This is a genomic window from Colwellia sp. NW0002-52-1 (assembly GCF_057550865.1).
The window spans coordinates 41,358-57,266 of sequence record NZ_BAAJLU010000020.1 but is presented as its reverse complement, the minus strand read 5'-3'; the positions used below and the strand labels follow the sequence as shown (position 1 = coordinate 57,266).

15 protein-coding genes are annotated in these 15,909 nt (G+C 38.3%); 6 read left to right on the top strand and 9 right to left on the bottom strand.

Annotated elements, in window-relative coordinates; translation table 11 throughout:
* The first annotated feature begins 146 nt into the window (after positions 1-146).
* A complete protein-coding gene (locus AC27H3_RS15975) occupies positions 147-704 on the top strand; it encodes a DUF4136 domain-containing protein (RefSeq protein ID WP_487107732.1) in 558 nt (185 codons plus the stop codon).
* A 103-nt stretch (positions 705-807) separates the two neighbouring features.
* On the opposite strand, the gene AC27H3_RS15970 is transcribed toward AC27H3_RS15975, so the two are convergent.
* Positions 808-1,296, bottom strand: a complete 489-nt coding sequence (locus AC27H3_RS15970; RefSeq protein ID WP_487107731.1) for a VOC family protein — start codon at positions 1,294-1,296, stop codon at positions 808-810.
* 166 nt (positions 1,297-1,462) lie between these two features.
* Between AC27H3_RS15970 and AC27H3_RS15965 the strand changes: the two genes are divergently transcribed.
* Positions 1,463-1,819 (top strand): DUF3718 domain-containing protein, encoded by a 357-nt coding sequence (locus AC27H3_RS15965; RefSeq protein WP_487107729.1) that lies wholly within the window; start codon positions 1,463-1,465, stop codon positions 1,817-1,819.
* A 135-nt stretch (positions 1,820-1,954) separates the two neighbouring features.
* Here AC27H3_RS15965 and AC27H3_RS15960 read toward each other — a convergent pair whose 3' ends face one another.
* On the bottom strand, positions 1,955-2,689 hold the full coding sequence (locus tag AC27H3_RS15960; RefSeq protein WP_487107728.1) for a substrate-binding periplasmic protein: 735 nt from the start codon (positions 2,687-2,689) through the stop codon (positions 1,955-1,957).
* 100 nt (positions 2,690-2,789) lie between these two features.
* Positions 2,790-3,719, bottom strand: a complete 930-nt coding sequence (locus AC27H3_RS15955; RefSeq protein WP_487107726.1) for an alpha/beta fold hydrolase — start codon at positions 3,717-3,719, stop codon at positions 2,790-2,792.
* A gap of 313 nt (positions 3,720-4,032) precedes the next feature.
* On the opposite strand from AC27H3_RS15955, the gene glnS reads away from it, so the two are divergent.
* Entirely contained in the window at positions 4,033-5,715 is a 1,683-nt protein-coding gene (gene glnS, locus AC27H3_RS15950; protein WP_487107724.1) for a glutamine--tRNA ligase, read from the top strand.
* 195 nt (positions 5,716-5,910) lie between these two features.
* On the opposite strand, the gene trpA is transcribed toward glnS, so the two are convergent.
* The 6 genes from trpA to AC27H3_RS15920 are packed head-to-tail and all read right to left on the bottom strand — an operon-like array spanning position 5,911 to position 12,923.
* A complete protein-coding gene (trpA, locus tag AC27H3_RS15945) occupies positions 5,911-6,738 on the bottom strand; it encodes a tryptophan synthase subunit alpha (RefSeq protein WP_487107722.1) in 828 nt (275 codons plus the stop codon).
* On the bottom strand, positions 6,738-7,985 hold the full coding sequence (gene trpB / locus AC27H3_RS15940; protein ID WP_487107720.1) for a tryptophan synthase subunit beta: 1,248 nt from the start codon (positions 7,983-7,985) through the stop codon (positions 6,738-6,740). The genes trpA and trpB overlap by 1 nt, the downstream gene beginning before the upstream one ends.
* A 1-nt stretch (position 7,986) precedes the next feature.
* Positions 7,987-9,375 carry a bifunctional indole-3-glycerol-phosphate synthase TrpC/phosphoribosylanthranilate isomerase TrpF gene (gene trpCF, locus AC27H3_RS15935; protein WP_487107718.1) on the bottom strand — a complete coding sequence of 463 codons (1,389 nt, stop codon included), beginning with the start codon at positions 9,373-9,375 and terminating at the stop codon, positions 7,987-7,989.
* Complete coding sequence (trpD, locus tag AC27H3_RS15930; RefSeq protein WP_487107717.1) at positions 9,375-10,475, bottom strand: anthranilate phosphoribosyltransferase; 1,101 nt, start codon at positions 10,473-10,475, stop codon at positions 9,375-9,377. The genes trpCF and trpD overlap by 1 nt, the downstream gene beginning before the upstream one ends.
* A complete protein-coding gene (locus AC27H3_RS15925) occupies positions 10,462-11,184 on the bottom strand; it encodes an aminodeoxychorismate/anthranilate synthase component II (RefSeq protein ID WP_487107716.1) in 723 nt (240 codons plus the stop codon). Before AC27H3_RS15925 ends, trpD begins: the two co-directional genes overlap by 14 nt.
* Positions 11,184-12,923 carry an anthranilate synthase component 1 gene (locus AC27H3_RS15920; RefSeq protein WP_487107714.1) on the bottom strand — a complete coding sequence of 580 codons (1,740 nt, stop codon included), beginning with the start codon at positions 12,921-12,923 and terminating at the stop codon, positions 11,184-11,186. The genes AC27H3_RS15925 and AC27H3_RS15920 overlap by 1 nt, the downstream gene beginning before the upstream one ends.
* Positions 12,924-13,281: 358 nt before the next feature.
* Between AC27H3_RS15920 and rnm the strand changes: the two genes are divergently transcribed.
* The 3 genes from rnm to AC27H3_RS15905 all read left to right on the top strand — a co-directional run bounded on the left by rnm (position 13,282) and on the right by AC27H3_RS15905 (position 15,832).
* Positions 13,282-14,172 (top strand): RNase RNM, encoded by an 891-nt coding sequence (gene rnm / locus AC27H3_RS15915; RefSeq protein ID WP_487107712.1) that lies wholly within the window; start codon positions 13,282-13,284, stop codon positions 14,170-14,172.
* Positions 14,173-14,258: 86 nt separating this feature from the next.
* Positions 14,259-14,879: an L-threonylcarbamoyladenylate synthase gene (locus AC27H3_RS15910; protein WP_085305187.1), complete on the top strand. Its 621-nt coding sequence runs from the start codon at positions 14,259-14,261 to the stop codon at positions 14,877-14,879.
* A 152-nt stretch (positions 14,880-15,031) separates the two neighbouring features.
* Positions 15,032-15,832, top strand: coding sequence for a segregation and condensation protein A (locus tag AC27H3_RS15905; RefSeq protein ID WP_487107736.1), 801 nt, complete (start codon positions 15,032-15,034; stop codon positions 15,830-15,832).
* Positions 15,833-15,909 lie beyond the last annotated feature (77 nt).

The window sequence follows — 15,909 nt, the reverse complement described above, 5'->3', positions numbered from 1 at the left end:
TATTGTCATAAATTACTTATTTCAGCGGTCATATAACTAGCAAAAAGTTTTATAAATAAATGGTATTAAATTTTTAAGCGGCTTAACTTAGTATTTATGATAACCTGTACGGTAAGTTAAGTACCCGAAGTTGATAGGAAGGATTTATGTTAAAAAATAAACTAATCATAGTGTTAACACTTTTAGTCATTGCTGGTTGTGCATCAACACAAAACGCTAGAGTTAATTTTGACCGTAATAGTGAGATATCAACATCGCATTATAAAACATTTGCATGGTTAGATGAAAACAAGGTTTTAGCTGAGTCTATTGATGCAAACCCCGTTATGAAAGTTAGAATTGATAATGCAATTGAACAAGCTTTTATTGCGAAAGGTTATACATTAGTCAGTGATGCAGAGACAGCCGACTTTACTATTTCATACACTATGGGCAGTAGAGATAAAGTAAAAGTTGATGCTTTACCTATGATGTATCGCACCAGTTTCTTATGGGGTCACCGTTATTATGGTGGTATAGGCATTGGTTCTGATACGCATGTGCGTAACTATACTGAAGGCAAGCTAGCCATAGATGTTTACGATGTTAAAAGTCATCAGCCAGTATGGCATGGATGGGCTGTAAAACGCATTAAAGCCTCAGAGCAAGATAACCCGAGCAAAGCTATAAAAATTGTTGTTGAAGAAGTTGTAGCTCAGTTTTAACTATAGTTTGTAGCAATGATATAATTTAGAAAGCGCAGATCATCTGCGCTTTTTTGTTTTTAAATTATGATGGCAAACTTGACTGTAAATTTCTCTTTATGTATTACTTTGAGTTTGGGGTATAAGCAAATTCGATACGGTTACCACTAGGTTCACGAATAATCATGTGTATTGTTGGCCCTTCGCCATTGAGTTCAGGGGAGAACTCAATAACGATATTGGGTAATAATAGAAAGCGTTGATGTAATTCATTAAGGATATTTTCACTATTAACCGTTAGCGCTAAATGATGTAAGCCAACATTATTTGCTCTGTCAAAGGTGACAACCTTATCTTTATTTTTAGTTTGCCATAAAGTGACAAAAATTTTGCCATCGGTAACAAAAACTGATGGGTAATCAGGATACCCACCTGCAATCTTCCACCCTAAGGTGTCAATAAAGAAATCTTTTGATGCAGTTAAATCTTTAACCGTTAAGCCCAAATGATTCAATCCTGAAGTCATCACCTTGTCATCATAATTGTTTGCGTTAATTGTGAATGACAATAATGAAAAAAATAATATATTGATTAAAGGTATGCGAAGGAACATAGATTTCTCGTTAAATTAAGGTTGATTGCTTATGTGTATTGACCGGTAAGGGGGGAAAAGGCATTCATGCTAAATGAATAAATCTTTAATAAATTCGTTTAGCAAACTTTTTTGATAATTCAGGCTAAGCTTATTAAATCATGAATTCTTAATTAAGCGTGTATCTATGAAATTATTTTGCCAACTGTTTATTTTTTTACTACTGATAAATGTAAGTCTTTTTGTACCTCAAAGTTATGCTGTTAATCTCGCACAAAATATTTGTGAATATATCGCTGTTGATGACAAGGGAAGGTTAAGGAAGTTACTCAAATCGAAGCGATTAAAGTTAAGAACTGTATTTAAAGATGTTAGCTGTGACAATAACAATATTTTAGTTTTTGCTGCGAAAAATAATGCCATTGAAATCGGTGAACTTTTGATAAAGAAGTTGCCTAGAAGTGTTGTAGAAAAAGAAATAGAGAATTTATCTGGATTATCCGCACCCTTAACTGAGGTTGCAATAGCACGCACTAGAGGGTGATACATCGTACAAGTATCAATACGCGTAATAATTGGTAGTAAGCCAGAAAGGACTCATCTGTAACGATATTTTAATCTTCTATTGCCAGTAATTAGCCAGAGAATGTTCATGAAAAGTCGAACAGTTAAATTGGTATTATTTATTTAACCATAAATTAAAAGCTCGCTTTACGGCGGCAATCATTTCCGGCGACGAGCTTTTACTCAAGGCCATACAATGCTCAGTATTCTTGTTTTGGTGCAACTCAAAGCCAACGTCAAAATCATCGATAGTAAATCTAGTATTTTGTAATCGATAAATTAAACTCTCTTTAGACTGAATAATGGCATCTATTCTTTTATTGAGTAAATTTCTAATGTTACTTTCTTCGCTGGAAGAAACTATTAAACTCTCTCCTTCGACAAAATTATGCTTTAACATGAAGGTGTGGCTGTTATCACTTCTTAGCACGCCTATAATGCTGTTACCTAAGGTTGATAGCGAAGAAATATCACTTTTGTTGCTTTTTAATTTATAAATATTTATCGGCGTTTTTTCATGAACAGGACAAAACCATTCAAAGTGCGGTGTTCGTTCTTTAGTTTTATAAATCGAATAAATAAGTACGTTAGGCTTGTTCAAAGCTACATAATAACTTCGAGCCCAAGGGTAAGTTTTAATTGTGTAATTAATATTAGAAGTGCTTAAAATATGGTGAATCTTTTCGGTTACTATACCTGAGACTTTTTGCGCTGAAATATCATTTTTTTTATCAAAATTTTGAATAATAAAAGGTGGCCAATGTTCACTTACCACCTCTAAGGATAGTTCTTTAGCTTGAATACTCGATATAAAAAACAAGGTTAATAGGCTAGGGATAAATTTTAACAACAGGATTCTCAACAAATAAGACTTAAATTCTAAAACATGAAATAACTATAATTGTATAGATCCTTTAAAGAGCAACTATCGTTCAGCTAGGCGTATGATATCAACTTCTCGCGCTAATAACATCAGTAAGCTTCTTTGCTGTATCAATTGGCTCTTCCATGGGAAAACAATGATTGTTACCAAAGGTTTGCCATTGAATATTTTTATTGAGTTTTGCTGCTCTCTTTACCGCTTTAGGTATAAAAAAATAACTATTATTGGCGATTAATATGTCTACCGGTATATTCACTTTATAGATTGCCCGCCAAAGCCCCCTTGGATAGGAACCAAAAATAGAAGCTTCCCAACTAGGCTTGCAACTTAGCTGAACTGTATTATCTAAGCCTGCGGTTGAAGAATATTTACAGTAATCGCTAATAACTTGAGGATGCCATTTTTTATAAAAAGGCTTGCTGGCAATATTTTCGTTCATCGCCACTAAGTTTGGCCATATATGGGTACGATTCGCAACCGACCTTACTAAAGCACTTCGTTTCCAAGCACCGGTAAAGCGCATAAGTTGCTGGGCGATTATCATTTCATTTTGGAATAAAACAGGGTCAAGTAAAATAACTTCGCTAAATAAATCAGGGTATTTAACCGCAGCAAATAAGGTTAGAACACCGCCCATAGAGTGTCCAACACCGATCAACGGACCATTTTCTTTAACATTTGCCTGCTGATATATAGCATCTGCAACACTATTAGCCATTTTTTGCCAATCAGGCATGCGGGTTGAAGGCTGTGTAGAGTTGCCGTGACCCGGCACATCAGTTAACCATACCGACCAATCTGTGGGTAATTGAGATGCCATTGCCGCTAAGGTCATGGCAGAAAACCCAGTACCATGCAAAAAGTGAATGCGTTTAGCGTTTTTAGCGCCAGCGCGATAGTAGCCGTTGATTGTATTGCCGCTCTTAGACTTTTGTTGCCATTGCTTTAAATTATCCAGCGAAAGTATGTTGGCATTAGCACTGTTATTATTATTCATATGGGTATTTACATTAGAAGATGAACATTGAGACATTTTAGTTGTTCAAGTAAATGGGAAAGTATAAATAACATATCAATATACTGGTCTGATGTGAATGGTTATTTTGATATCTAAAAGTATTTTAATAAGATGAAACCTTACTTGGTATAAGGGCAACTAATAAATGCAATTTGCATTTGAATACAATAAATTGAATTAAATTTCGCTTTAATGACAGAATTTATATTCTTTAGGTGCGCTTGAGTTAATTCTATTGATATAATATCTCTAATTATATTTTTACATTTTTATTATTTTAGGGGCTTTGTGGATGTCGGAAGTAGAAAACCGTCCTACCAATTTTATTCGTCAAATTATTGATGCTGATTTAGCTAGTGGCAAGCATAACCAAATACAAACACGTTTTCCGCCTGAGCCGAATGGTTTTTTACATATCGGTCATGCTAAATCTATTTGCTTAAACTTTGGTATTGCTCAAGATTATCAGGGTTTATGTAATTTACGTTTTGATGATACTAACCCTGAAAAAGAAGATATTGACTACGTAAATTCTATTCAAGCTGATGTAAAATGGTTGGGTTTTGAGTGGGCCGGTGATATTCATTATTCTTCTGACTACTTTGACCGCCTATACGGCTATGCCGTTGAGTTGATCGAAAAAGGTTTAGCGTACGTTTGTTTTTTAAACGCTGAAGAAACTCGCGAGTATCGTGGCACATTAAAACAGCCGGGTAAAAATAGCCCTTATCGAGATACTTCTGTTGAAGAAAACTTGGCATTATTTGCAAAAATGAAAGCAGGTGACTTTAAAGAAGGTGAGTGTGCTCTGCGCGCTAAAATCGATATGGCGTCGAGCTTTATGTGTATGCGTGACCCGATTATTTATCGTGTTAAGTTTGCTCATCATCATCAAACCGGCGATAAATGGTGCATTTATCCAATGTATGATTTTACTCACTGTATTTCAGATGCGATTGAAGGCGTTACGCATTCATTATGTACATTAGAGTTTCAGGATAATCGTCGTTTATATGATTGGGTTATCGACAATATTTCAATTGAAACCACTCCGCATCAATACGAGTTTTCGCGTTTAAACTTAGAATATACCGTAATGAGCAAGCGTAAATTAAATAACCTTGTTGAAGACAAGTTAGTTAATGGTTGGGATGACCCGCGCATGCCTACGATTGCAGGCTTTCGTCGTAAAGGTTTTACACCCGCTTCATTACGTGAGTTTACTAAACGTATTGGTGTAACTAAAATGGATAATACCGTTGAAATGAGCGTGTTAGAGGCTTGTATTCGCGAAGATTTAAATGATAATGCACCGCGCGCTATGGCCGTGTTAGATCCAATTAAATTAGTGATTGAAAACTACCCTAGCGATAACGTTGAAAACCTTGATGTTAAAAATCACCCAAGTGATGAAAGCCAAGGCTCACGTATTGTGCCTTTTTCAAAAGAGCTCTACATTGAAGCCGAAGACTTTCGTGAAGAAGCGAATAAAAAGTATAAACGCTTAGTTTTAGACAAAGCTGTACGCTTACGTGGCGCCTATGTGGTAACAGCTACGCGTTGTGATAAAGATGCAGATGGTAATGTTACTACGGTTTATTGTCAGTATGATCCTGAAACATTAGGCAAAAACCCTACTGATGGCACTAAACCTAAAGGTGTAATTCACTGGGTGAGTGCTGAACAAAGTCTTGATGCTGAAGTTCGCTTATATGAGCGTTTATTCACTGTGCCAAACCCAGGTGCAGCAGAAGACTTTCATTCGGTAATTAACCCGGATTCATTAACTATTATTAGTCATGCGAAAGTTGAACCTTACTTAGCGAACGCCAAACCAGAACAAGCTTTTCAGTTTGAACGCCAAGGTTACTTTTGTTTAGATAATAAAATAACTGCAGAAGACACCGCCGCTGGCAAGTTAGTATTTAACCGCACAGTGGGTTTACGTGATACCTGGGAAAAGAAGTCAGCCTAGGCATTTCATGAAAGTCATTTATGAAAAGCGATGCGTGATTAGTTATAAGCTGTTAATTAACTAAGCCGCAATAAAAAAGCTCATAAGTATTATCTTATGAGCTTTTTTTATAAACTATTTCTTTGAACTAAAAGCTATTATTCATTTACTGATAGCACAAAACTTAAAGCTGACAGCTAATAGTTGTCTTGCTTGTTAAAGCTTAGTAGCCAATTTCATCGCGCTAACAAATTCGGTTAATTCACGCAACATATTGTCATTGTCATCAAGATTGTTTTCAATAATTTTAACCACAGCAGAGCCACTAATTGCGCCTTTTGCTCCGGTAGCTAATGCGGCAGTAACTTGTGCTGGCTTTGAAATACCAAAACCAATAACAGAAGGTGCTGCTTGGTATTTGTCTAAAATATCAATTAGCTTATGGCCGGTCATTTCAGCTTCAGTTTCAGTACCGGTAACACCAACGCGGCTTAGAACATAAGTATAACCCGAACCATAATCAGCGACTTTTTGTAAGGTTGTTTCACTGGCATTAGGCGGGGCGATAAAGATAGGCGCAACGCCATTAGCCTCTGCCGCTTTTCTAAAAGCTTCACTCTCACGAATAGGCAAATCAGCAATAAGCACTGAATCAACACCTGCAGTAGCTACATCACGATAAAAATTATTAATACCGCGAGCAAAGACTAAGTTACCGTAAAGTAATAAGCCAATGGGCATGTCAGGAGCATAAGCACGAATTCTAGCTAAAATATCTAAGCAAATATCAGTATTAGTATTGGCTTTGAGTGCGCGCAGTGCCGCCATTTGAATGGTTACGCCATCAGCACTAGGATCTGAAAATGGAATGCCTAGCTCTAAGGCGTCAGCACCTGCATCAATCAAGGTTTTAATAACTTCAAAAGACTGCTCAGGATTTGGATCGCCGATGATCACAAAAGGAATAAATGCCCCTTCTTTTTTTGCTGCCAATTTCTCAAACGCCTGGTCATAACGAGTTTTTATATTAGTTACTTGGCTCATTATGCTTCTCCTCTGTGCTTAACATCGCTTTTCTCTGCTGTTTCTGGCGATATAATCGCGTTTACATGCGCTAAATCTTTATCTCCTCTGCCTGATAAGTTCACTAAAAATATAGTTTCTTCAGTGACTTTATCTGCCATTTTTAACGCATGTGCTAACGCGTGAGACGACTCTAACGCAGGAATTATACCTTCATTACGCGCAAGTAATTGAAACGCTTCTAATGCTTCATCATCGTTAATTGGCACATATTGCGCTCTACCAGAATCTTTTAATTGTGCATGTTGAGGACCAACAGCAGGGTAATCTAGACCCGCTGATACAGAGTATGACTCTTCAATTTGGCCAACCTTGTCTTGCATAATATAGGTGTAGTTGCCGTGCAGCATTCCTTTAGTACCTGCGACTAACGTTGCGCCGTGATGTATAGTATCAATACCTTTACCACCGGCTTCAACACCAATAAGTTTTACACCATCGTCGCCAATAAAGTCGTTAAACATACCAATGGCATTTGAACCGCCACCAACACAAGCTATAACATAGTCAGGTAAGCGACCTTCTTCTGCGAGTAACTGTTGTTTAGCTTCTTCGCCGATCATTTTTTGAAACTCACGAACAATCGTCGGGAAAGGGTGAGGACCTGCAGCCGTGCCTAATAAATAATGTGCGTTCTCATAATTAGCAGACCAATCACGTAGCGCTTCATTCACCGCATCTTTAAGTGTGCCGCTACCCGCGGTAACTGGAATAACTTCCGCGCCCATTAGTTGCATACGAAACACGTTAGGTTGCTGACGCTGGCAATCAACCGCGCCCATATAAACTTTACATTTCAAACCCAATAATGAACATGCGATAGCAGTAGCAACACCATGTTGACCAGCACCTGTTTCTGCTATTATTTCAGTTTTACCCATGCGTTTAGCCAGTAAAGCTTGGCCCAAAACCTGATTGGTTTTATGCGCGCCACCGTGCAGTAAATCTTCACGCTTTAAATAAATTTTAGCTAATGGGTTTTTAACAATATTACGACACAGTGTTAGTGGTGTTGGTCGGCCAGCATAACTGGTCAGCAATTTATTAAACTCAGCTAAAAAAGCTTCATCAGTTTGAGATTCAATAAACGCTTGTTCTAACTGCTCTAAAGCAGGTACTAACAATTCACCAACATACATACCACCAAACTCACCAAAGTAGGCAGGTAAAGTTTTCTTAGCTTGATTTTCAGTTGTAGATTTTAACATCTTAATAATTCCGTATTTGGGCGAAAACTGCATTGAGTTTTTCGCGACATTTAATGCCTGGGCTAGATTCAACGCCAGAGTTGATATCTAAGCCAAATAATTCATGGTTGTTCATTTGCCCGCAAGCTTGGTTTATATTGTCTAATTGCAAACCACCAGCTAAAAAGCAACGAGATAAGTCTTGCTCACTTTCAGCTAACGCTTGCCAACTAAAAGCTTGGCCACTGCCTGCATTTTTACCATCTAGTACGATATGGTCGACATTATTAGGTAAAGCTAACACTTTGTCTTCAACAGGTAGTGCTTTAAATATTTGACAATCCTGTGACAGTTTTTCTCTTAAACTATTAATGTACGCTTGGTTTTCTTGACCGTGTAATTGTACTGCCGATAGTTGTAAGTCATGTGCTATTTCAAGCACAGTGTCTTGTGAATGATTAACAAAAACGCCAACATATTTTAAACTTGGGTTTTCACTGACAATAGATTTTGCCTGGGTTTTGTTAGCACAGCGTGGTGATTTTTCAGCAAAAATAAGTCCGCCAAACTCGGCACCTGCTTTAATGGCAAATTCAGCATGTTCAGGCTTTGTTAAACCACACACTTTATTGTGACCGAATATTAATTGTCGACACGCTAAGTCGATATCTGGCTCTGCCATGACTGAGCTACCGACTAAAAATCCGTCTACAGCAGGGGCTAGCTCTCTAACCTGTGCGTTATTATAAATGCCTGATTCAGAAATAACGATTCGGTCATCAGGTAGTGTCGGTGCTAAATCAAAGGTACGTGAAATATCGGTTGAAAGATCACGTAAATTACGATTATTAATACCAATAAGCTTGGCATTTAAGCTGATTGCACGGTCGCGTTCTTCTTCATTAGAAATTTCAGTTAAAATCGCTAAATTTAAAGAGTTAGCAACCGCCGCTAATTCGTTATATTCATTATCGTTGAGTACGCTCAGCATAAGTAATATGGCGTCAGCACCATAATGTCTGGCCAAATAAACTTGGTAGGTATCAAAAAAGAAATCTTTATTTAATACCGGACATTTTACAGAATCACTCACCGTTTTAAGGTAATTAAAATCGCCTTGAAAATACTTATGTTCAGTCAGTACCGATATTGCCGCCGCGTAGTTATCATAAATACCGGCTATCTCTGCAACATTAAAGTCAGCTCTGATCAAACCTTTTGATGGTGATGCTTTTTTACATTCTAAAATAAAACCAGCGTAAGGCTTTTCAGCGGTACGTGTTAGCGCTTGATACATGTCTTTTTTTGATGGTGTTAAGTCATCAATAAAGCTTGCTAACGGTAATGCTAGTTTTAATTGTTCTATCTCAATACGTCGATTGGCAACGATTTGCTCAAGAATGTTGGCCATTATACTGATACTCCCGAATGTGAAACTTGTACTAAATCTGCTAAGGTTTTGCTTGCCACGCCTGAAGCAAGAACCGATTTAGCATGTTGAGCCGCTAACAATAAGGTATCGGCTTTGCCATTTAATTGTTCGCGATGAAGATATAACAGCGCTGCACAGTTAATAATAACCGCGCTATTGTGAGCCGCTTGGCCCTTACCTGCTAAAATAGCTTTAATAAATTCGGCATTTTCTTCAGGCGTTCCACCTTTGATATCTTCTAAGGTATAACTGTCTATACCAAAGTCGGCTGGCGTTACTTCTTTCTTAATTAATTCGCCATTATCGATTTCAGTCACTAGTGTTTTACCGTGTAAGGCGATTTCATCTAAACCACTACCATGTACTACCCAAGCTTGTTTGACGCCGGTTAGCATTAAGGCTTGCGCGATTGGGGTAATTAATTCTGGTATATAAACACCTAACAACATAATGTCGGGTTTTGCTGGGTTAACTAATGGTCCTAAAATATTGAATAAAGTTCTAATGGCCATGGCTTTTCGAACCGGCGCAGCATGTTTAAAGCCAGTATGGTAGGCCGGAGCGTATAAGAAGCAAATGTTAGCTTTTGCTAAACATTCACTGGCTACTTCGGGCGACATAGTTAAATTTACCCCTAGCGCTTCAAGTAAATCGGCAGAGCCTGACATACTAGAAACACTTCTATTACCATGCTTTGCCATTTTTAAACCACATGCTGCCGCTAAAATAGCCGCGGTAGTCGAAATATTAATGGTATTTGCGCCGTCACCACCGGTACCTACACAATCAGCGACAGTAAATGTTTGCTCTGGAAATGCTTTAGCATTGGCGCGAATAGCAATGGCGGCACCGGCTATTTCAGCTGGCGTTTCACCTTTAATTTTTAAGGCGGTAAGGATTGCTGCTAAGCGCTCTGGCGCAACAAAGCCGTTGATCACTTGTTCAAAAACATCATGGCTTTGTTGTTGAGTTAATGAGTGTCCATCCACTAGAGTATTTAGTGCGCTGTGAGTAATGTCATCATTTTTCACTGGCTGGTGTTGTGCTGAACTGTTGCTATTAATTTCAGTGCTGTTCATGAGCATGCCCTTGATCTTTATAAATAGTCTGACTAGCTAAAGCGGATAAATGTTTAAGGCTTTGCGCTAATAAATTGGTGCCGTATGTGGTTAATATCGATTCAGGGTGAAACTGAAACCCAATAGCAGCATCGCTACTGTGCTCAATGGCCATAGGCAAGGTTATTTCTTCGCTATCAGTGTTTAAGTTTACATAAGCGGTCATAGTTAATGCTTGTGGCATTGAGCTAGCAACAAGTGAATGATATCGAGCAACAGGCAACGGACTCGCAATATGAGTGAAAGCACCTTGCTCGTTATGGGTAATATTCGATGACTTTCCATGCACAACTTCAGGCGCGCGAGCAATTACACCACCATAATGTTGAATTAATGCTTGGTGACCCAAACAAATGCCTAAAATAGGAAATTGTCCTGCGCACAAGGTAATTAATGGCATTAAACACCCTGCATGCGTTGGGTCGCCTGGTCCAGGAGAAAGCACTAAAATAACGCCTGCCATGTTATTCTGCTGTTTTTCTCGAAGTTTATTATAAACAAACTCAGCACTGAGCGTATTACGGTAAATGGTTAGTTGGTAGCCTAAACAACGAAATTCATCAACTAAATTGTAGGTAAACGAGTCAAGATTATCTAGCATAACTATTTCGGGTAATGCGTTTTGTGCTTGTTGAGATAAGTCTTTAGATAAAGCATTAGCTGATGTCATTATTTCGTCTCCTTTTCTAATTCGCTACTCGGGTTAATATCTTGACTTTCCTGATGAGCAATCACCAGTACTTTACCTTCAGCTTCTTTAATGGCGTTGATCACGGCTTGGGCTTTTTGTCGAGTTTCGTTGGCTTCAGATTGCGGATCAGAGTCAAATACCACCCCTGCACCTGCTTGAATTTGTGCTCGGTTGTTTTGTACGAAGGCAGAGCGGATAACAATACAGGTATCCATATCGCCATTGCCGGTTAAATAACCCACTGCGCCGCCATAACTGCCACGACGTTTCCCTTCAACTTGGCGAATAAGTGTGGTTGCTTTTACTTTTGGTGCGCCTGATAACGTGCCCATATTCATACAGGCTTGATAAGCGTGCAGGGCATCTAACTCTAGCTCTAACGTGCCGCATACCCGAGAAACCAAGTGCATAACATGAGAATATCGGTCAACTTTTAATAAGTCAGCCACATGGCGAGTACCCGGTTGGCTAACTCGTGCGATGTCATTACGCGCTAAATCAACCAACATAATATGTTCGGCCAATTCTTTTTTGTCTAAGCGTAAATCTAATTCTATCCGGCTATCTAAATCAGGCGATAAGGTACCATCAGCGTTAAAACCACGAGGCCGTGTTCCTGCAATGGGGTAAATTTCGACTTGTCGATTACTTTGCTGATATTTTAGTGCCGACTCTGGAGAAGCACCGAAAATGCAAAAATCACTGTCTTGCAGATAAAACATATAAGGGCTTGGATTGCTCTGCTTTAAAGCTTTATAAGCGTTAAGGTTATTTGAACACGCTAAGCTAAAAGTACGAGAGGGTACTACTTGAAAAATATCTCCGGCCAATATGTTTTCTTTTAAATCATTAACTATCTGACAAAATGCTTCATCGCTAATATCACAAGTTAAAGTCGATAGAGTCTTTTCTTCTGAAGGTGTCTTAGTATCTGAGCTTGCTTTTTTCGGTTCGAATGAAGCGGTTATATCGGCGCTTAAACGGCTTTTAATGGCGTTAATGTTTGCCAGTGCGGCTGTTTTAGCTTCAGCATAACCTGGGCCAGTAAATTGGTTGGTTATTACTTCACTAGATTGTTGTTCATGGTCAATAATAATCAAGGTTTCAGCGAGATAGTAAACAAAGTCAGGGCAAGTATTCTCACCATCAGCAACGTCGGGTAATGTTTCACTCATCGACATCATATCGAACGCAAAAGCACCACCTAAAAATACCGCAAACGGATGTTGGCTTGTGTTAGTTAATTGGCTAAATAAACGTAAACTTTGAAAAGGATTAATAGCAAGTAATCTAGAGCGCTCATCTAATTGTTCAACAATGTCTGAAAATGTCGCAGTAAACGCTTTATTAGGGCTAGTTACGTCATCAGTTATTTCAGCATGTGCAGCTAACGCTTGTTTAGCAAAGGCAAGTGCATTTTCACCATTTTTAGTTAAAGCGCTAAATTTTACGGTATTACCATAACAGACAATTTTAACGGCGGTATCGCTAAGCAGTAAACTTTTAAGTTGGTGCTTTTTGTCGACTTCTGCTGATTCTAGTAACAGGGTGTTTTCTTTATCTGCGCAGAGGGAATGAAAAACAGCAAGCGGATCACTTTGATAACGTAAAGTATCAGTTATAGTAACTACTGCGCCTATTTCTTGAGTGTTTAGTGCAGCGTCTGGTTGCTTTTTTTCGTTGTTATTTTTAGTGCTATTTTCTTGAGTATTGCTCATGGGTATTCCTACATAAATTCTATTTAAAAACGGTCATCCAGCGTAAATAGGCAAAAGCCACCATAAGAACCAACGTTTAACTTTAATGCGTAACATATTTATTCTCTTGTTCGATTATTCAAAATTTTAAAACCAAAAAACCCGCAATATTGTGCGGGTTTTCGACGTTTTTACATACAAGTAAACAACACAACCCACTTATGTAGAGTTATGCCACCACCAAATCATAGAAATAGTTTGTTTTACTTGTATCATTATCTGTTTTATCTCAGTAAAATTGTTTTATTCACTTGCCTAAATAGCGACTTGCATTTGTGTCAGGCAGTTTTAAGTCCCTATAGAAGAACCGATTCACGTAATGATGTCAACCACTGATTTTACTATTGATAAAGATTTTTCAAACTTACGGGTTGATCTGCACAGCCACACCAATTGCTCGGACGGTGCATTAACGCCTAAAGAGCTGATAGAACGGGCGGTTAACTTCCAAATTGACGTTTTAGCTATTACCGATCACGACAGTGTTAAAGGTCTTGATATTGCTAAACAAACTATTTTAGATCAAAACATTCCATTAACCTTGATTAATGGCATTGAAATATCAACCCAATGGCAAGGCTTTGAAATTCATATTGTCGGCTTAAATATTGATCCCGAGCATGCGCAATTACAAAGTTTAATATCGGCACAACAACAACGCCGCGAAGATCGCGCAACTAGCATGGGTGACAAACTCGAAAAATGCGGTTTTAACGATGTTTACAGCGATGCTAAAGCAATGGCAGGCGAGGGTTCTATTACTCGTGCTCATTTTGCCAGAGTACTGTTACAACGTGGTGTTGTTAGTAAAATGCAGTCAGCCTTCGATAAATATATCGGTAAAGGTAAACGTGCTTATGTAAACCCTAATTGGTGTAGCATTGAAGAAGCGGTAACAACAATACATGCTGCCGGCGGCGTCGCCGTTATGGCACACCCTATTCGTTACGACTTAACGGCAAAATGGTTAAGACGCTTGATTGTTGATTTTAAAGACGCGCAAGGCGACGGTTTAGAAGTTGTTTTACCGCAGATGAACAACGAACAACGTAAAATCATGCTAAACTATTGTTCAGAATACGATTTATATGCCTCAATGGGATCTGACTTTCATCAGCCAAGCCGTTGGAGTGATCTAGGCAGGAACTTAGTTATGCCTGAGCAAGCCAACCCTATTTGGCAACTTTGGCAAGCTAACGGTATTCGTTAAGCCTTCGGTTTTATTTTTGCTGCCAAAAGTGTCTTATTGAATAATTACATTAAGATGACAAACTTGACATTCACTTGGAGTTTTTTATGAGCCAGTTTTTTTATGTTCACCCAGATAATCCGCAAGGTCGCTTAATGAAACAAGCGGCTGCTATTATTAGTCAAGGTGGTGTTATTGTTTACCCAACCGACTCTGGCTATGCGTTAGGTTGCCACATTGGTGACAAAAAAGCCTTGGAACGTATTTGTAATATTCGAGATATTACAAAAGAGCATAACTTTACGCTAATGTGCAGCGACTTGTCTGAGCTGTCTGAATATACGCGCGTCGATAATAGTGCTTTTCGTTTATTAAAAAACAACACGCCCGGGCCTTACACCTTTATTTTCAAAGGCTCTAAAGAAGTACCAAAACGCTTATTAAATCCAAAGCGTAAAACTATCGGTATTCGTGTCCCTGATAACAATATTGCTCAAGCTTTATTAGCGGAGCTTGGTGAGCCCATTATGTCGACAACGTTAATTATGCCTGGGGCAGAAACTGCAGAGTTTGACCCAGAGCATATTCGCGATATTTTAGAACATCAGGTTGATTTGATCATAAATGGTGGACATTTAGGCGAGCGCCCAACCACGGTTATAGATTTTTCAAATGATGATGTAGAAATTATACGCGTAGGCGAGGGTGATCCAACACCTTTTCAATAATCCTTTGTGTTTGGCGAATGACTAAATAGTTACAATAGCTTATCTATAATTTATGAAACAAAGTATGCAAATATTGACGAAAGCCCATGTCTGAAAATAGGGCTAGTTCATCTAAAATTACGCTAGCAGAGAATAGCGCTGACTCAGGGGTAATGCTTCAACAAGTATTACCCTTTGCTTTACTGCACGGCGAAGCTATTGTGGAAAAGCCACAAGATTTATTTATTCCGCCTGACGCACTAGAAGTTATTCTGGAAATGTTCGAAGGGCCCCTCGATCTTTTATTGTATTTAATTCGCAAACAAAAATTTGATATTTTAGACCTACCTATTTCGCCTATTACCACGCAATACATGGCTTATGTTGATTTAATGAAAGATATTAAATTAGAGTTAGCGGCTGAATATTTAGTGATGGCATCAATTTTAGCGGAAATTAAATCGCGCCTGTTATTACCTAAACAAGCCGTAGAAGAAGACGAAGGCGACCCGAGAGCGGAATTAGTCAGAAAGCTGCAAGAATATGAAGTGATTAAAAAAGCCGCTGAGAACATTGACGAATTACCTCGATTAGACCGCGATAATTTTATTGCAAAAGTTGAGCTAGCCGAAAACTTTGTCCCTAAAATTCTCAATAGCCAGGTAGATCTAGCTGAGCTTGTTAGCGCACTGCATGGCATAATAAAACGTACTAAAGCGTATGAGCATCATCATATTCAAAAAGAGTCGTTATCAACCAGAGAAAGAATGGCGCATATATTAGCAAAATTAAAAAATGCCGATAAAAAGCAACCTTATTGTGATTTCAGTGACTTATTTACTATAAAAGAAGGTAAGTCAGGCGTTGTTGTAACATTTTTAGCTATATTAGAGCTTATTAAAGAGTCATTAATTGAATGTGTGCAAACAAAAGTTTATGGCGAAATACGGGTTTGTCTGCCTAAACAGGTTTAAAAAAGCTTAAACAAGTTTACGTTTATAAAAGTTAAAAAATATAAAAAATTACTACATGTAAAAAGGTTAAAACAGTA